Source organism: Corynebacterium uterequi (assembly GCF_001021065.1).
Classification (GTDB): domain Bacteria; phylum Actinomycetota; class Actinomycetes; order Mycobacteriales; family Mycobacteriaceae; genus Corynebacterium; species Corynebacterium uterequi.
Genome location: NZ_CP011546.1, coordinates 571,175 through 587,673, shown reverse-complemented (window position 1 = coordinate 587,673; position 16,499 = coordinate 571,175). Strand labels below are relative to the sequence as shown.

The following is a 16,499-nucleotide window of genomic DNA, read 5'->3' as shown; positions in this document are numbered from 1 at the left end:
CGCCCGTGAGTCGGATTTCGCGCTCCTACAAGGTCCACAAGTTCACCCTCGACGACGGCGAGCTGCGACGCGATACCCGCGGCGACACGGTCACCGTGGAAGAGCCCCTGGAGATCCGCGCCGGCGGTCGCACCATCACCACCACTATGCGCACCCCCGGGCATGACGTGGAACTTCTGCACGGCTACCTCCACGGCGAGGGCATCGTCGCCGGGCCTGAGGACGTTGCCGAAGCGCGCTACTGCGCCGGCGCGACCGGCGACGACGGTGCAAACACCTACAACCTCTTAGAGGCCGATCTCCGCGTACCCGTCCCGGCCACCGCGATCCGACTGAGCACCACCACCTCCGCGTGCGGGGTGTGCGGCTCCACCTCCGTGGAGGCCATCCTCGGCAAGGTCCCCTACCCCATCACACCAGTGACCCTGGACCCACGAGTGGTGATGACGCTTCCCGGCAAGCTTCGTGCCGAACAGAAACAGTTCCGCCGCACCGGTGGGCTGCACGCCGCCGGGGCCTTCACCCTCGACGGCGAACCGATCGTCATCCGCGAGGACATCGGCCGGCACAACGCCGCCGATAAGGTGATCGGCCGGCTGCTGCTCGACGGGCGCCTGCCTGCCGCCGAACTCATCCTCGTGATGAGTTCGAGGGCCTCATTCGAGCTGGCGCAGAAGGCAGTCATGGCAGGATTCTCCGCCCTGGTGGCGGTATCTGCTCCGTCCTCGCTTGCTATCGACCTCGCCCGCGAGACCGGGCTGTCGCTGGCCGGGTTCACCTCCGCCAACAGGTTCAACCTCTACGCCGGGGAGCCTGCGCGGGCGCGCTCTCAACTGTGACGAGCGGTTAGCTGTTATGTCCCGCCAGACAACGTTCGCAACCTACCGAGAAAACAGAACCTAGCGCACAACGCGGGTGTTGTCCGCCCCGCGCCGCGTGACCCCGCGAGCGTCGAGCAGCTCCAGCAGCGGGATGGCTACCCGGCGCGTCGTGCCCAGCGCTCGGCGAGCGACCGAGGCGGTGAATGGCTGATCGAGACCGCTCAGGATGGTCCGGGCACGCTCGACGGCATCGGGCAGCAGGACGACGCCGTCGGCGATGCGTAGCAGGCGCCCGGCGCGTTCCGCGGCCGCAAGTTGTTTCGTTCCCAGCCCGAGGCGGGCGAGGTCGTCAGCCTCGGGCGCGGCGAAGGGGTCGGCACGCAGGCGTCGTTCCAGCTCCGCGACCCCGGCTTCGGCCGCGCCCAGGTCCACGGTGGCCTCCGGGCGGGCGATGATCCCGTCGCGGTGGGTCAGTTTCGCCGCGGCGACCGCCAGGGGTAGCAGGGCGGGGTCGGGCAGGTTGAGTGCCCCCAGGGCGGCACCTCGGCTCAGCCCAGCAGACAGCGGATTCGCCGCGAGGTGCCGGGTGAGCGCGTCGGTGAGGATGTCGCGCCAGCGCAGCACCTGCTTCGCCTGCACCCAGAACTCGCCGAAGGCTACGACGCCCTTCGGCGGGTCGGCCGGAGGGTTGAGTCCGAAGCGCACGAGCTCCGAGCGGCGGATGGCGCCGCGGCGGCGCACCTCCGCGGCAACGTCTCCGGTAAGGGGGTACTGGGCCAGAGCCTCGGCGCGGGCGGCAGAGGCTCCTCGGCGCGATAGTTCTGGCGGATCGACGTCGAGGACGGCGACCCCGGCATAGACGTGCCGGCTTCCGGGTCGACGCAGCACCAGCCGGTCCCCCACCGCTACTGGCAAGGCGCGGTCAAAGGTGAGCCGGACGTGGGTGTCGCCGAGGGGGCGAACACCGGCGGTGACCACCGCGGTCCCGAGGTGGAGCGCCACCTCGCGGGGTGCGCGGGTGAATGGTTCGCCGGTGAGGCGGCGGGCGTCGACGCTGCTGGTGACGTGCCAGGCGCCGGGGGTGGTGAGCACGTCGCCGCGGCCGACCTCATCGGCTGCCACGTCGCGCAGGTTCACCGCCACGCGGGCAGTGCCGGTGGCCTCTGATAGGGCGCGTTCCTCGGACTGCACCCCACGCACGGTGACCCGTCGGCCGGCAAGGTCCAGCTCGTCGCCGACCGCGATCCGGCCGTCAGTAAGTGTGCCAGTGACCACCGTGCCGGCACCGGTAATAGAAAAGGAACGATCCAGCCACAACCGGACGCGGGCATCCGGGTCCGGGGCAGCAAGCTCGGCCAGCATGGCGTCGAGGGCGTCGAGCAGGTCCTCGATCCCCTCACTAGTGCGGGCGGAGACCTCCACCACGGGGGCGTCGGCCAGCGTGGTGCCCGCCAGCTCGGCGGCGATCTGGGCCCGGGTGTCGGCGCGGCGCTGGGCGTCGGCCCGGTCGGCGCGGGTCATGGCCACCACGGCGTGGCTGATACCGAACGCATCGATAGCGTCGCGGTGGTCGCTGGATTGCTCCTGCCAGCCCTCGTCCGCGGCGACGACGAACATCACCGCCGGCACCGGCCCCACCCCGGCGAGCATGTTGCCGAGAAACTTCTCGTGGCCGGGGACGTCGACGAACGCGACGTCGCGCCCCGCCGGGGTGGTGGTCCACACGAAGCCTAAGTCGATGGTCAGGCCGCGGCGCTTTTCCTCCTCCCACCGGTCCGGCTCCTGCCCAGTGAGCCTTTTCACCAGGGTCGATTTGCCGTGGTCTACGTGCCCGGCGGTGGCGACGACGAACATCCGAGTTAGCCTTCCTTCCCGGCTGCAAGGATGGCGCGGGCCACCACCGCGTCGGACGCGGGTGGGACGCAACGCAGGTCCACGAGGCAGGCGCCGTCGTGCACTCGCGGTAGTACCGCCGGGGAGCCGGTGCGCAGCGGTGCCGCCAGGGATTGCGGCAGGCGCAGCGCCCACCCGGGCAAGGGGTGACCGGGGGCACCGCCGCCGCCGACGCGCCCGTCGTGGGGCACGACATCGCAGTTCATTCCCCCGGCGCGCAAGGTGACGGCGACGGCCTCGACGCGCTCGCGCAGCGTGTGCTCATCGGCGTGCAGGTAGTCGGCGACGGGGACGTCGTCGAAGTTGAGCGTGGCCTCCAGGGCGGCCAGCCGGATCTTGTCGATGCGCAGCGCCCGGGCCAGTGGGTGCTTCTTGAGCGTGGCGATGACCTCGGCGCGGCCGAGCAGGATGCCGGCCTGGGGCCCGCCGAGCAGCTTGTCCCCGGAGGCGATGACCACGTCCGCCCCGGCGCGCAGTTCGGTATCGAGGTCAGGTTCGTCTGGGAGGGCCGTGTCGGGGCGCAGCAACCCGGAGCCGGCGTCGACGATGAGCGCCACGCCGTGGGCGTCGGCCACCTCACGCAACTGGGCCGTGGTCACACTCGCGGTGAACCCTTCCACTCGGTAGTTCGAGGGGTGGACCTTGAGAATCGCCCGGCAGTCGGGGCGCTCGGCGGCGCGGATGTAGTCGTGAACGTGGGTGCGGTTGGTGGCACCGATCTCGCGCAGACTCACCCGGGCGGACTCGATGAGCTCGGGCAGGCGGAAGCCGGCGCCGATTTCGATGAGCTCGCCGCGGGAGATCGCCACCTCGCCACCGTCGGCCAGCGCGGTGGTGGCCAGCAGCAACGCGGCGGCGCCGTTGTTGACCACGAGGGCGTCCTCGGCGGCCGGGCACGCGGCGAGCAGCGCCTGGCGGGTGCCGGCGCCCCGGGTGGACGAGCGCTCTCCAGCGAGAAGGTCAAGCTCAACGTCGGCATAGGCTGCGGCCTCACACATCGCGCGCTGGGCGTGCTCGCTCAGCGCGGCCCGGCCGATATTGGTGTGCACCACCACCCCCGTTGCGTTGAGGACGGGGGTGAGCGAACTGGCACGCGTCGACGCCACCGCCGCGCGCACCTCCTCGGCGACGGCCTCCGGCGCCAGGTCCCCTCTCCGGGCCCGTGCCTGCGCGTCAGCGACAATAGCGCGGCGCCGGTGCGGCGCGAGCGGCGATCCCTCAAGGAGTTTAAGCAGGTCATCGGTGCGCGGTATGCGCCGGCGTGGGTCCGTCACGGCTGTCCTTTCCCACCAGTCAAAGGCGACGGCTGGCGGAGACGGACGGGAATCGAACCCGCCAGGCCGAGATACTCGGGCCTCATCGGTTTTGAAGACCGTGGTGTCCACCAGGAGCACGGACGCCTCCGCCGACCAACACTAGCAAAGGCCTATGGTTGGGCCTATGACCGATAGCTATCTCATGACTCACTACGCCCACGGCGGCGGATGCGCGTGCAAGATCCCGCCCGGAGAGCTGGAATCGGCCGTCGCAGGGCTCGTCGGATTCACCGACCCCAACGTCATCGTCGGCCTCGACGACGGTGATGACGCCTCCGCCGTCAGAATCGACAATGACCGGGCGGTAATCTCCACCGCGGACTTCTTCACTCCCGTCGTCAACGACGCCTACACGTGGGGAAAGATCGCCGCCGTCAACGCCATGAGCGACGTCTACGCCATGGGCGGAGTGCCGCTCACCGCCCTTAACCTGCTGGGATGGCCCCGCGACGTGCTGCCTGGCGAACTCATGCGGGAGGTGCTGCACGGCGGCCTCGACGCCGCCACCGAAGCCGGCATCACCGTCACCGGTGGGCACTCCATCGACTCGCCGGAACCCATCTACGGCATGGCCGTCACCGGCCTGGCCGCCACGAACTCCCTCATGCGCAACGACGCCGCAGAAGCCGGACTGCCGCTGACGCTGACCAAGCCGATCGGCGTGGGCATCCTCAACAACCGGCACAAGGCCACCGGCGACAACTTCCCGGAGGCCGTGGAACTCATGACCACGTTGAACCGGGAAGCGTCGGCCGCGGCCGTCGAGCGCGGCATCCGTGCCGCCACCGACGTCACCGGCTTCGGGCTGCTGGGCCACCTGCACAAGATGGCGCGCGCCTCCGGCGTCTCGGCGCGGATCGACGCCGCGGCGGTGCCCACGCTTGAGGCGGCCGTCGAATCCCTCAAGGCCGGGTTCGTGTCCGGTGGCTCACGGCGCAATCTGGACTGGGTGCGCCCGCACCTGCGCGCCGAGGGCATCGACGAGGAGACGCTGCTGCTGCTCGCCGACGCGCAAACCTCCGGTGGGTTGCTCGTGGTCGGCGAGATCCCGGGCTATCCCGTCATCGGCGAGACCACCGCCGGCGACGCGGGGGTTATCACCATTTCTTAAGCGAGCGACGAAACGATTTGGCTACCTCGGGTTTACCGACGGTAGCCATTTTGGTCTTGGAAGTTTGTCTAGATATTAGATGGGGTTCATATGCGCGGATTACGTTGACTTCGCAGCCCTGAGCGGGGTTCATTGTGGAAAGGAAGTTCCATGACGTCGATTCGCGTAGAGAGCGTCGCCAAGACGTTCTATGACGCAAAGAAGAAGACGGCCAACGACGTTCTCAAGGAAATGAGTTTCAACGTTGAGAGCGGAGAGTTCGTCGCCATCCTAGGTCCCTCCGGTTGCGGCAAGTCCACCTTGCTGCGACTCATCGCGGGCCTGGAAGGATCCACTAAGGGATCCATCATCATCGGGGATAAGGACGTGACTGCCGTGCCAGCCGCCGAACGCGAGCTGGCCATGGTGTTCCAGAACTATGCCCTCTTCCCGCACCTGACGGTGCGGGAGAACATCCAGTTCGGCCTCAAGGCCCGCAAGGTGGACCCGGCGGTGCGGGACAAGCGCACCGACGAGATCTCCAGGCTCGTCGAGCTCGACACCTTGCTGGACCGCAAGCCCGCCGCCCTCTCCGGCGGCCAGCGTCAGCGCGTCGCCCTGGCCCGTGCACTGGTCTCCGGGCACAACCTCGTGCTTATGGATGAGCCGCTGTCCAACCTCGACGCCCGCCTGCGTGCGGAAATGCGCCGAGAGCTGCGCCGCATCCAGCAGGAGATGAACCTCACCGTGCTCTACGTGACGCACGACCAGGTGGAGGCCATGACCATGGCGGACCGGGTCATGCTTCTGCGCCAGGGATACGTGGAGCAGTACGCCCAGCCGGAGACCTTGTACAACTGGCCGTCGTCGACGGCCGTGGCGCGCTTCATCGGCTCCCCGCCGATGAACATCCTCAACGTCGCCGACGGCGAGGACTACGCCTTCCCGGCACCGGCCAACGCCCCGTCGACCGGCCTGAAGCTGGGAGTGCGCCCGGAGACCATCCGCCTCGCCCCGGGCGACGGGCTCATCGCCTTCGCCTCTGCCACGGTTATGCACCAGGAGATGCTCGGCGCGGACCGGCTCTTCTTCGTCGAGCTGGACAACGTCGAACGCTCCGCGTGGACCATCCGCGCCGAACCGTCGGTGCAGGCGGCGACCGGGTCGACCATCACCCTGTACACCCGCCCGGAGACCGTGCGCTGGTTCGACGCCGACGAACGCGCCCTCCTCGCCCCCGAAACCGTCTAACCCCCTTCACGAACGAGAAAAGGCACAACCATGTTGTTTAACAAGGCACGGCGCGTCCTGGCGGTCACCCTCGCCGCCGGTATGGCAGCACTTTCCCTCACCGCCTGCGGTGGGGCCAGCGACACCACCGCCGACGGCAAGACCCGGCTTGACTTCTACTACCCCATTAACGTGGGCGGCCCGCTGGAGGCCGTGGTCAACGGCTTCGTTGAGGACTTCGAGGCGGAGAACCCCGACATCGACGTCACCCCGGTGTACTCCGGCGACTACAACCAGACCGTCGCCGCGGTGAAGGCCGCCATCGACGGCGGCGAGGCCCCGGCCGCGGCCGTGCTCATGTCCGCCGAGCTGAAGACCATGAACGACGAGGGCCTCATCCAGCCGATCAGTGAGCTGACCGACGACACCGAGTGGCTGAACTCCTTCCACCCGGCCTTCCTGGCGAACTCCACCCTCGACGGCAAGGTCGCCTCTATCCCCTTCCAGCGCTCCACCGTCGTGCAGATCTGGAACAAGGACCACTTCAAGCAGGCCGGCCTGGACCCCGAGGTCCCGCCGCAGACCTGGGACGAGCTAGTCACCATGGGCAAGCAGCTCAAGGAGAAGTCCGACACCACCTGGGCGGTCCAGCTTCCCTCCGACTACCCGAATGGCGCCTGGATCTTCCAGGCCCTGACCCTGCAGAACGGCCTCAAGCTCGACAACGAGGAAGGCACCGAGGTCAAGTTCAATGACCCGAAGTCCGTCGAGGCCGTGAAGTTCCTGCAGAAGCTCACCGACGAGGGCGTCCAGCAGCCGGGCACCGTCGCCTGGGGCACCCTGCCCAACGAGTTCACCGCCGGTAACGCGTCGATCATCTGGACCACCACCGGCCAGCTGTCGAACATCCGCAAGAACGCCAACTTCGACTTCGGCGTGTCCATCCTGCAGCAGAACGAGCAGTTCGGCACCCCCACCGGCGGCGGCAACTACTACGTCCTCGCCGACGCCTCCGACAAGCAGAAGGAAGCCGCGGTGAAGTTCGCCAAGTTCCTCACCGACCCGCAGCGTCAGGCCGAATGGACCGTCGCCTCTGGCTACGTCGCCCCGAGTGACGCCGCCTGGCAGACTCAGACCCTCAAGGACTACGTGGCCGACTTCCCGCAGGCGTACGTCGCCTACCAGCAGCTGGAGTACGCGCAGGCCGAGCTGTCTCCCTACCGTCGAGGCGCCGTCGAGCAGGCCATCGCCGACGCGCTAGCCGCCGCGATGAATGGCACCTCCGCGGAGGACGCCACCAAGCAGGGCCAGGAGCAGATCGACGGCATCCTGCGCGACTACCAGTAAGGATGGTCGCCCACCATGTCGAAACCTCCCGTTGATCAGCTGGGCAAGAGCCGCAAGGACGCGCTGTTTTCCTACGCGGTCATTGCCCCGGCGATGGTGATCCTCTTCGGGTTCACCCTGCTTCCCTTCGTCCTGTCCGTGTGGAAGTCCCTGTTCAACAAGCGCGGGGAATTCACCTTCACCTACTACGCGGAGATGGCCAGCGACTCGGTGTTCCACCAGGTGCTGTGGAACAACTTCATCTTCGCCGTGGTCACCGTCCCGGCTACCATCTTCGTCGCCCTTGGCCTGGCCCTGCTGGTGGTCAAGGTGGTCCGTGGTTCTTCCTTCGCCCGCACCATGCTGCTCAGCCCGACCATCCTTCCCGTGGTGGCCGCCGGCGCGGTGTGGTTGTACTTCTTCCAGCCGTCGTTCGGCCTGCTCAACCAGCTGCTCAAGGCCGTGGGTCTGGGGCACTTCATGGGCAACTGGCTCGGCGACGTCGCCACCGCCATGCCGGCCGTCATGATTGTCTCGGTGTGGCAGCAGGCCGGGTTGTTCGTGCTCTTCTACATCGCGGCCCTGTTGAGCATCGACCCGCAGCTGAAGGAAGCCTCCCTCATCGAAGGCGCGAGCGACTTCTACAACTTCCGCCGCGTCACCTGGCCGATGCTCATGCCGACCACGCTGTTCGTGGCGGTCATGGCCACCGCCAACGCCTTCAAGCAGGTGGACCTGTTGTTCGTGCTCACCCAGGGCGGGCCGAACAACACCACGAACCTCCTGCTGTACCACATCTGGAAGCTGGCATTTAGCCAGTTCCGCGACGGCTACGCCGCGGCGGTGACGGTGCTGCTGGTGGTCGTCCTGCTCATCGTGGCCATCGTCCAGATCCGTGTCTCCGACAAGCGAATCCACTACAGGTAGGCGGTCATGGAAACCAACACAACTGCGAACCGCATCTCGGTCATCATTGCCTGGATTGTGGCCTTCATCTGGGTGTTCCCCCTGCTGTTCGTCATGGTTATGGCCTTCCGCGTGGACCCGAACGATTGGAACCTCGCGCACGGCTGGACCATAGACAACATCATCCACGTGTGGAACGCCGCCCCCTTCGGCACCTACTACCGCAACTCGATCCTGCTGGTGCTCATCCTCACCTCCTCGCAGGTGGTGTTCGGCGTGCTCGCCGCCTACGCCTTCGCCCGCTTCGACTTCCCCGGCTCCGGGGTGCTGTTTAGCCTCGTGCTGGCCCAGCTGGTGGTCTACCCGGAGATCATGCTCTCCGAGAACTACCAGCTCGTCGCCGAGCTGAAGCTGGTGGACTCCCTGCCCGGCATCGCGCTTCCCTACCTGGCCTCGGCGTTCGCCATCTTCCTGCTGCGACAGAGCTTCAAGACGGTGCCGCTGGAGCTCGTCGAAGCCGCAGAGATGGAGGGCTTCGGCCGCTTCAAGGTCCTGTGGAGCGTCTACATCCCGCTGTGCCGCCCGTCCATCGTGGCGTTCGCGCTCATCTCGGTGTCCTTCCACTGGAATAACTTCCTGTGGCCGCTGGTCATCACCCGCACCGCCGACGCCCGCCCGCTGACGGTGGGTATCGTGCGCTTCCTCGCCCCGGAGTCCGGTATCGACTTCGCCTCGCTGACCGCCGGTACCTTCATCGTGGTCATGCCGCTGCTCATCTTCTTCATCGCCCTGCAGAAGCAGTTCGTGCAGTCCTTCATGCGCGCCGGCATCAAGTAACATCCGCTCGGCGTTGGTCTAACACGAAGGCGGGAATCACCCCTCGAGGTGGCTCCCGCCATTCGTATATCCCGTATGCGGCGCTTTTCGCCGCATACGGTCAGCGCACCCGACGCACCAGCCAGCCGGCGCCGAAGGCTAGCAGGCCGATACCCACCGCGCTCAACGCCACCACACCAACGACGATGGCCATTGCTGAGAAATGAAGCTGTGTGGCCGTCGACGTCATGAGAATTGCCAGGGTGACCTGAGAGTACGGCCAGAACGTCGCCGCCGCGGCGCCCTTCAGACTCAGCAGGATGCCCATCACGATTCCGACGAACCCGATGCCAATCGGGATGGCGAAACTAGCAATCCGGGCGCTGAGCACCGTCTGGAGGAGAATGAGCGGGATCGTCGCCAACAAGGACGCCACCAGCGACACGACGAGGCTTACCGGCGCGGCGCCCCCTAGGCCGAGGATCACCCCGCCGACGTACGTGGCCACCGCCAGCAGCACCTGTACCACCGCCATGGCCAGCCACACCACCCCCGCCTTCGCCAGGAGTAGCCGCGCCGGGGTGACCGGCGTGGTAGCCATCATGGGCCACGAGTTGGTGGTGTGCTCGCCGCGCCACACGGCGGCGGTGATCGTCGAGGCGCACAGCCCGGCGAAGATCAGCCCGTAGAACAGAGTCACCTGCGAAATGTAGGAATCCCAGCCGGGTGAAAGGACTTCGGTGTTGTTGGCATAGTTCACCGCCCCTGTCACGACGGTCATGACGACGATGATCCCGATGATCGGCGTCACGGCGCTGCGGCGTAGCTTGATGATCTCCGCGGCGAGCAGGCTTCGACGCCGCGGCGCCCGGGTGGTGCCGGCATGGGTGACGGTGGAGGCGGACTGGCGTCGACGTGTGGTGATCGCCGGCGTGGCCGGAATACCCGCCAGCCGGCCGGTCCACCACCAGAACACCACCGCGCCGAAGGCGAACACCACGGCACTGACCCCGACGCGTAGAAGGTGCTCCGGCCACGGTGAGTAGGCCGCGGTGGCCGGTGAGATCCTGATGCCCAAGCCCAGCGAGTAGTAACCCCACAGCAGAAGGTAGGTCACCTTCGACGACGTCAGCAGCGAATACACCCCGATGAACGCGCCGACGATCCCGAGGCCGATATTGCCCAGCTGGCTCCGAAACACCAACGCCACGGCCAAGTGCACCCACATCAAGCACGCTGACACCAGCCACACATTGACCATCATCACCGCTAGCCGGGCCACGTCTTGAGCGGAGGTGTCGATGCCCCGCGTGGCGGCGCAACCGAGCACCACGAGCGCGTGCCCTACTACCACCAGGGCGAGTGCCACCAGGGCGAACACAGCCTTGAGGCGGGCGAGCCGACCCGGAGGGAAGAGCAACCCCGCCCACAGGTTCCAACTCGATGCCCGGTGCTCCACGTCTATGACGATGCTGGCTAGCACCGCCACCAGGATCGGGTAGGTCAGCGCCGCCGAGAAGCCGATCGCCAGCATGAGCTTGGGCCAGAAAGCCGTGTCGTCGGCCGCGCCGTCGCGCAGCAGCTGCGGCAATGCCAGGGCCGCCACCGCCACTATCTGGCTGGCCACGACCAGCGGCAGCCGCTGCCTCTTCAACGTCATGAGTGCGGCGCGCAGCGCCGTGGCCCGGCTCGGGTAAGTGGTCTGACTCATAGCTGCGCCTTCGCGGTCAGGCGCAGGAAGACATCTTCCAGGCTGGGGGTGACCTGCTGCAGGCTGGTCACCTCAACCCCACGGTTGACGAGCAGCGTGTTCAGCGCCCCCACGTCCGCCACGCCGGAAACGCGGTAACGCGGCTGTCCGCCGTCGGATGGCTCCTCGGCGAGTTCTACGCCCGTCGAGGCGCTGAGCCCCGCGGTGTCGACGGGAGTGCGGGTGGTCAGCAGCGTATCGGCGGTGGTGTGCGCCATGAGTTCAGCGCGCGTGCCTTGGAAGATGAGGTTCCCGGCGCCGATGATGCCGAGGTGAGTGGTGACTTTCTCCACCTCGTCGAGCAGGTGGGAGGCCACGAGGACGGTCACGCCACGCTCGCTGAGGCTGGCGATGAGCCGCCGGATCTCCTCGATGCCGGCGGGGTCCAGGCCGTTAGTCGGCTCGTCGAGGATCACTAACTCCGGGTGGTGCGCCAGCGCGATGGCGATCCCCAGGCGCTGCTTCATCCCCAAGGAGTAGGTGCGCACCAGTTTGTGCTGGTGATCGCGAAGCCGGACCAGGTCCATGACGTCGTCGATACGCCGGTCATCCACGCCTCGAAGATGCTGGACAATGCGCAGGTTCTCCCGTCCGGTGAGGTGACCGTAACCGGGCGGGTTTTCGATGAGGGCGCCGCAGCGGGCGATGAGCCTGCGCCACGTGTTCGGGGCCAAGGTGGTGCCGAACAGGTCGATCTCGCCGCCGCTGGGCTGTTCCAACCCCAACAGCATCTTCATGGTGGTGGTTTTGCCCGAGCCGTTGGGGCCGATGAATCCGTACACCGCCCCGCGGGGAACAACGAGGTTGAGGTCCGTGACGATGGGCACGCGGGCGCGGCCGAAGGTTTTTGTCAGCCCTCGCGTGACGATCGTGTCAGTGGGTATCTGTGCCATACCGATCACGCTAGAAACGTCGTCTCAGCACTACATCAGCCCGCGGGATGATTTCGCGAGGGCGTGGCCTGGGTTAGCCTTCACCCATGCGAAGCACCCACATCGGCGCCCCGATGCGGATCGTCATGATCCTGCTGGTGGCGGCGGCCACCGTGCCCTCCCTATGGCACTACCGCGTGCTGCCCGACGCCGTCGCCGCCGTTGTCCTCGGGATCATCGTCGCAGCGCTGGTGTTCTTCCACCGCGCCCCCGTCGTGGCACTCGTCATCGTCGGCACAGCCCTGAGCATCCAACTCGTGTTCCCCGCCGGGCCGGAGCCCGTCATGCTCGCGCCCGCCGCGTGTTACGCCGCCTACCTCGCGGCGTCGGCCACGCCACGCCGCCTGCACCCACTGTGGATGTGCTGGCTGGGGGCCGGGGCGGTCGGCGCGGCCTGGCACGTCGAACCGCACAGCTTCTACTTCATCGCCATCGCCAGCGTCGCCGGCGCCATCATCCTGGCGTTCTTCTGGCGCCTCGGCACAGACGCCCTGCGCCAACAGAACGAAAAGGCGCTGCTACGCGAACGCGCCGAGCTCGCCGCAGTTCTGGAACGCACCCGCATCGCCCGGGAGATGCATGACATCGTCGCCCACGCGCTCAGCGGCGTCATCGCCCTGGCCGACGGAGCCCGCTTCGCCGCCGCCGATCACCCCGACGTCGCCGCGCAGGCTCTCGGCACCATCGCGACGGAATCCCGGCAGGCACTCACCCAGCTACGGGGCCTGCTCACCGTCCTTAGGGAGGAAGGCTCAGACGACGATGCCTCTGGGCGGGTGCGACGCGCCGCACCTACCCTCGACGCGCTCGGCACCCTACTGAGCGAAGCTGAGGCGACCGGTCTCACGCTCAGCGTCACCGGCCTCGGCGACTTGCTCGACGCCGCCGACGACCTGCCGGAATTGACGCAACTGACCTGCTACCGCATCACCCAGGAGATGGTGACGAACATGCTGCGCTACGCCGGCGGGCCCGACGGCTCCCGCCGCGGGAACATCCACTTCGCTGTGGATCCTAAGACCATCACCATCAACGCCGAGAATCCCCTCGCCCACCGCGCACCGACCACCCCGGGAAGCGGCCATGGGCTCATCGGCATGGCCGAGCGAGCCAGAACCCACGGAGGCTCCCTGCGCCACCACGCTTCCGCCGACTCCTTCACCGTGGAGGTGACCATCCCCCGATGAGCGCGCACACGAACGACCCGATCCGCGTCGGGCTCGTCGACGATCAACTGCTGGTACGCACCGGCTTCGGGCTGCTCGTCGACTCCCAACCCGACATGGCGGTGGTGTTCAGCGCCGGCGACGGCGCGGAGCTCTTCACCGACGCGCCCACGCCCACCACCCCACCCGCCGACGTGGTGCTCATGGACATCCAGATGCCGGATATGGACGGCATCACCGCCACCGCCCGGCTGCTCGCCGAAGATCCGCACGTCCGGGTCATCATGCTCACGACCTTCGACGACCGCAGCTTCGTCTGCGACGCCCTCGATGCCGGGGCCAGTGGCTTCCTGCTGAAAGACGCCGAGCCGGAACAACTACTCAGCGCCATCCGCACCGTGCACGCCGGCGACGCGGTACTAGCGCCGCGAGTCACCCGACATGTCATCGCCGCCGCCCGCAGCACCGACAGCGCGCGCCCGCCCGCACCGAGTGACGCCGATCGCCGACGTCTGGGTAGCCTGACGGACCGGGAACGCGGCCTGCTCCGGCTCATCGCCCTGGGGTACTCCAATGACGACATCGCCACCACGGAGTTCATCTCTATGGCCACGGTGAAGACCCATGTCCGGCACATCCTCATGAAAACCGACAGCCGCGACCGGGTCCACGCCGTCCTCTTCGCTCTGCGCGCAGGGCTCGTGGACCGGGCGGACCTCCTCACCCACGCGCCGGGTGCTTAGCGGGTGACCATCTTCGACTGCCGCAGGTACAGCAGGGTGACGATGACCGAGTAGATGAACAGGAAAAGGATGACAACCATCATCCAGGATTCTTGAGACACAGCTTCCTCCTTAGGTAGACGCTGACACAGCGTGGAGACACAGCCACCGCCACCCGAACGCGCCACCTGCCCTCATCCCACTCATCCGAGGACAAGACACAACCCGAAAAAACAGGGACTGCCTGTTTTCGAGGGTAACACCGCCCCCCCATTTCGCTAGGGATTCTTTTCCCGATGTGCAACGAAGGGGGGCGGGCGGCGCCCGGCCTAAGCCAGGGTCGTGATGTTCTCGTCGACGCGGCCGGCGGCTCGGTCGGAATCCATCGCCGCGCGTTGCGGAGCGATGACGTAACGCGGGTCGTGGGCCGAGTTGTGCCCCGCGTGCAGCACCCCGAAGCGGGTGAATCCAGAGCCCAGCGCCAGCGCCAACCCGGAGGCGATCGACACCACCCGGTTCACCTTCGGCGCCCTGTCCAGAGCGGACAATACCTGGGCGGTGAACGTCCCGACGCTACCGACGATCACGGCGGCTTCGGCAATGCCGAGGAGGATCCCCGGCTCGTCGAGCTCGTAGGCCTGACGCACGGTGGGATCCATCTCCTCTTTCATGCGGTGCATGGTCACCAGCTCGGTGCCGGCGCCCACCAGCGCGACGATGCGGGCGGGTTGCGCGTCCTCCGGGTGAGTACCGACCATCGCCACCCCACCCGAGGCGAGAGCGGCGGAGGAGCCGAAGAGCATCGGCAGCCGGGTACCCGTGTGCTTCCACGCCGGCACCGAGGTGTCCGCGAAGAGCACGCCGGTGTACGTGGCCAACAACGGGCCGAAGGTACCGGCCAGCGGGGTTCCCGCCACCCCAGCCTGGTGCAGCAGGCGGCGCACCCAGTCGGGCAAAGGCAGGGGAACGCCCCAGCCGGTAAGGATCTTGTCCATCTCCGCTAAGGCCGGGAAGGACGCAGACGTGGCGAAGGAGGCCAAGATGTAGGAGCCGACGGACATCGGCGAGGTCACCTTAAACACGCGGAACATGTTGAGCATCCGCTCTGGGCGACCCAGGTCACCAACCAGCGCCAACGACCCCACGCCGGAGGCGAAAAACGCGGCGAGGGACGTGGAGCGACGCAGCCGCTCATTGCCCATGAGCTGCGCGCCGAAGGCAAGCATGCCCGACCCGCCGGCGATGCCGCCGAGCCACAGGTAGCCGCCGATCGGCCAGCCCCACGGCGGGGCCTTGACAATCGGCCGGCCGTAGTAGGAGCTAAACACCGCCTTGGGCACCATCGGCCGCTCCAGGCCACCGTGCTTCCCACCCCGCGCGCGACGAGACTTCGCCTGCTCACGCCTGGTGTCTCGGTCCGCGTAATCCAGGTGCAGGCGAGGCTTGCCCTTGGACAGCTCCGGATCTGACCCCGGCGGAGCCCAACGGCCGGTGACCCGGTTGACGATGTCCGGGATCACTTTCGGGATTCTCACTTGTGTCCTCCTAACAGGAAGCTGGCCGTGAACACGCCGGCCATGCCCACCGCGGCCTTGAGCATGGACGTGTACAGCCCGGGCAGGCGTCGGGTGGGCACCTCCGGGTACGGCGGCAGGCCGTAGACCTCCGGGTCGTCGAGCAGCAGGAAGATAGAGCCGGTGCCGCCGACGCCGTCGTCCTCGTTCGCCCCGTACAGCCGGGCTTCGGTGATGCCCTGGGCGTGCAGCTCGGTCAGGCGTCGGCGCGCCACGTCCAGCATCTCGTTGCGGGTGCCGAACTTAATAGAAGTGGTCGGGCAGGCCTGGGCGCAGGCCGGCCGGTCGCCAACCTTGATGCGGTCGTAACACAGCGTGCACTTCTGGGCCACGCCCTGATTCTTCATGGGGGCCTTCTCCCCCACGGTGAAATCCTCCCCCACCGGGTGCCGGGACGTGCGCACAGACACTCCGCCGGAGTCGCGTCGCTCGATGACGCCGAAGGGGCAGCCCGCCACACAGGTACCGCATCCGTTGCACACGTCGTCCTGCACGACGACGGTGCCGTGCTCGGTGCGAAACAGCGCACCCGTGGGGCACACGTCGAGGCAGCCGGCGTTGGTGCAGTGTTTACACACGTCCGAGGCCATGAGCCAGCGGAAATCCGGGGTGTCCGGCGGGGTGGTGCGAGTGGACGCGGGCGGCGTCGGCGCGCCCACGCTCGGCAGGCCGAGGCCCACCAACTGCTTCGTGGACTCCCGCGCGGCGTCGATCTTGTCCTTCGACTGCTCGACGAAGGCCACGTGGCGCCACGTGTTCGCGCCCAGGTCGCCGGTGTTGTCGTAGGAGGACCCCAGCATCTGGTAATCGCCGTCCTGCGGCACCCGGTTCCATTCCTTGCACGCCACCTCGCAGGCCTTGCAGCCGATGCAGATGGACGTGTCGGTGAAAAACGCCTTGCGCTCGTCGAGCCGATAGCCCGGGGCGGTGGATTCTAGTAGTCGCGACATTAGTTTC

General features: G+C 67.4%; 14 protein-coding genes and 1 tRNA gene. 8 read left to right on the top strand and 7 right to left on the bottom strand.

Translation table 11 applies throughout. The features are described from left to right. The first annotated feature begins 5 nt into the window (after positions 1 to 5). Positions 6 to 839 carry a formate dehydrogenase accessory sulfurtransferase FdhD gene (gene fdhD, locus CUTER_RS02755; protein ID WP_047259141.1) on the top strand — a complete coding sequence of 278 codons (834 nt, stop codon included), beginning with the start codon at positions 6 to 8 and terminating at the stop codon, positions 837 to 839. A gap of 60 nt (positions 840 to 899) precedes the next feature. Here the strand turns inward: fdhD and selB are convergent, their stop codons facing one another. From selB to CUTER_RS02740, 3 genes are all read right to left on the bottom strand, one after another. Beyond that, positions 900 to 2,675, bottom strand: a complete 1,776-nt coding sequence (selB, locus tag CUTER_RS02750; RefSeq protein WP_047259140.1) for a selenocysteine-specific translation elongation factor — start codon at positions 2,673 to 2,675, stop codon at positions 900 to 902. 5 nt (positions 2,676 to 2,680) lie between these two features. Next, a complete protein-coding gene (gene selA / locus CUTER_RS02745; RefSeq protein ID WP_047259139.1) occupies positions 2,681 to 3,988 on the bottom strand; it encodes an L-seryl-tRNA(Sec) selenium transferase in 1,308 nt (435 codons plus the stop codon). A 33-nt stretch (positions 3,989 to 4,021) separates the two neighbouring features. Further along, positions 4,022 to 4,118, bottom strand: a tRNA-Sec gene (locus CUTER_RS02740). 36 nt (positions 4,119 to 4,154) lie between these two features. Between CUTER_RS02740 and selD the strand changes: the two genes are divergently transcribed. The 5 genes from selD to CUTER_RS02715 all read left to right on the top strand — a co-directional run bounded on the left by selD (position 4,155) and on the right by CUTER_RS02715 (position 9,419). Continuing rightward, positions 4,155 to 5,141: a selenide, water dikinase SelD gene (gene selD / locus CUTER_RS02735; RefSeq protein ID WP_047259138.1), complete on the top strand. Its 987-nt coding sequence runs from the start codon at positions 4,155 to 4,157 to the stop codon at positions 5,139 to 5,141. A 150-nt stretch (positions 5,142 to 5,291) separates the two neighbouring features. Continuing rightward, positions 5,292 to 6,371 (top strand): ABC transporter ATP-binding protein, encoded by a 1,080-nt coding sequence (locus CUTER_RS02730; protein ID WP_047259137.1) that lies wholly within the window; start codon positions 5,292 to 5,294, stop codon positions 6,369 to 6,371. Between the two features lie 30 nt (positions 6,372 to 6,401). Continuing rightward, entirely contained in the window at positions 6,402 to 7,697 is a 1,296-nt protein-coding gene (locus tag CUTER_RS02725) for an ABC transporter substrate-binding protein (protein ID WP_047259136.1), read from the top strand. A 15-nt stretch (positions 7,698 to 7,712) separates the two neighbouring features. Further along, positions 7,713 to 8,603, top strand: coding sequence for a carbohydrate ABC transporter permease (locus CUTER_RS02720; protein WP_047259135.1), 891 nt, complete (start codon positions 7,713 to 7,715; stop codon positions 8,601 to 8,603). Between the two features lie 6 nt (positions 8,604 to 8,609). Beyond that, positions 8,610 to 9,419: a carbohydrate ABC transporter permease gene (locus CUTER_RS02715; protein ID WP_047259134.1), complete on the top strand. Its 810-nt coding sequence runs from the start codon at positions 8,610 to 8,612 to the stop codon at positions 9,417 to 9,419. A 100-nt stretch (positions 9,420 to 9,519) separates the two neighbouring features. Here CUTER_RS02715 and CUTER_RS10995 read toward each other — a convergent pair whose 3' ends face one another. Further along, positions 9,520 to 11,109 (bottom strand): ABC transporter permease, encoded by a 1,590-nt coding sequence (locus tag CUTER_RS10995; protein WP_052843998.1) that lies wholly within the window; start codon positions 11,107 to 11,109, stop codon positions 9,520 to 9,522. Continuing rightward, positions 11,106 to 12,041 carry an ABC transporter ATP-binding protein gene (locus CUTER_RS02705; protein ID WP_047260538.1) on the bottom strand — a complete coding sequence of 312 codons (936 nt, stop codon included), beginning with the start codon at positions 12,039 to 12,041 and terminating at the stop codon, positions 11,106 to 11,108. Before CUTER_RS02705 ends, CUTER_RS10995 begins: the two co-directional genes overlap by 4 nt. An 86-nt stretch (positions 12,042 to 12,127) precedes the next feature. On the opposite strand from CUTER_RS02705, the gene CUTER_RS02700 reads away from it, so the two are divergent. Further along, positions 12,128 to 13,267, top strand: coding sequence for a sensor histidine kinase (locus tag CUTER_RS02700; protein ID WP_052843997.1), 1,140 nt, complete (start codon positions 12,128 to 12,130; stop codon positions 13,265 to 13,267). Beyond that, on the top strand, positions 13,264 to 13,989 hold the full coding sequence (locus CUTER_RS02695) for a response regulator (protein WP_047259133.1): 726 nt from the start codon (positions 13,264 to 13,266) through the stop codon (positions 13,987 to 13,989). Before CUTER_RS02700 ends, CUTER_RS02695 begins: the two co-directional genes overlap by 4 nt. Before the next feature lie 308 nt (positions 13,990 to 14,297). Here the strand turns inward: CUTER_RS02695 and nrfD are convergent, their stop codons facing one another. Then, positions 14,298 to 15,503: an NrfD/PsrC family molybdoenzyme membrane anchor subunit gene (nrfD, locus tag CUTER_RS02690; RefSeq protein ID WP_144412234.1), complete on the bottom strand. Its 1,206-nt coding sequence runs from the start codon at positions 15,501 to 15,503 to the stop codon at positions 14,298 to 14,300. Then, positions 15,500 to 16,492 carry a 4Fe-4S dicluster domain-containing protein gene (locus CUTER_RS02685; RefSeq protein ID WP_047259132.1) on the bottom strand — a complete coding sequence of 331 codons (993 nt, stop codon included), beginning with the start codon at positions 16,490 to 16,492 and terminating at the stop codon, positions 15,500 to 15,502. Before CUTER_RS02685 ends, nrfD begins: the two co-directional genes overlap by 4 nt. Between the last annotated feature and the right edge of the window lie 7 nt (positions 16,493 to 16,499).

What these genes read in the sequence shown, in the direction of transcription:
- CUTER_RS10995 (WP_052843998.1), bottom strand. Translation starts at nt 11,109, where the DNA reads ATGAGTCAGACCACTTACCCGAGCCGGGCCACGGCGCTGCGCGCCGCA.
- CUTER_RS02685 (WP_047259132.1), bottom strand. Translation starts at nt 16,492, where the DNA reads ATGTCGCGACTACTAGAATCCACCGCCCCGGGCTATCGGCTCGACGAG.
- selD (WP_047259138.1), top strand. Translation starts at nt 4,155, where the DNA reads ATGACCGATAGCTATCTCATGACTCACTACGCCCACGGCGGCGGATGC.
- CUTER_RS02715 (WP_047259134.1), top strand. Translation starts at nt 8,610, where the DNA reads ATGGAAACCAACACAACTGCGAACCGCATCTCGGTCATCATTGCCTGG.
- CUTER_RS02705 (WP_047260538.1), bottom strand. Translation starts at nt 12,041, where the DNA reads ATGGCACAGATACCCACTGACACGATCGTCACGCGAGGGCTGACAAAA.
- CUTER_RS02730 (WP_047259137.1), top strand. Translation starts at nt 5,292, where the DNA reads ATGACGTCGATTCGCGTAGAGAGCGTCGCCAAGACGTTCTATGACGCA.
- selB (WP_047259140.1), bottom strand. Translation starts at nt 2,675, where the DNA reads ATGTTCGTCGTCGCCACCGCCGGGCACGTAGACCACGGCAAATCGACC.
- CUTER_RS02720 (WP_047259135.1), top strand. Translation starts at nt 7,713, where the DNA reads ATGTCGAAACCTCCCGTTGATCAGCTGGGCAAGAGCCGCAAGGACGCG.
- CUTER_RS02725 (WP_047259136.1), top strand. Translation starts at nt 6,402, where the DNA reads ATGTTGTTTAACAAGGCACGGCGCGTCCTGGCGGTCACCCTCGCCGCC.
- CUTER_RS02700 (WP_052843997.1), top strand. Translation starts at nt 12,128, where the DNA reads ATGCGAAGCACCCACATCGGCGCCCCGATGCGGATCGTCATGATCCTG.
- CUTER_RS02695 (WP_047259133.1), top strand. Translation starts at nt 13,264, where the DNA reads ATGAGCGCGCACACGAACGACCCGATCCGCGTCGGGCTCGTCGACGAT.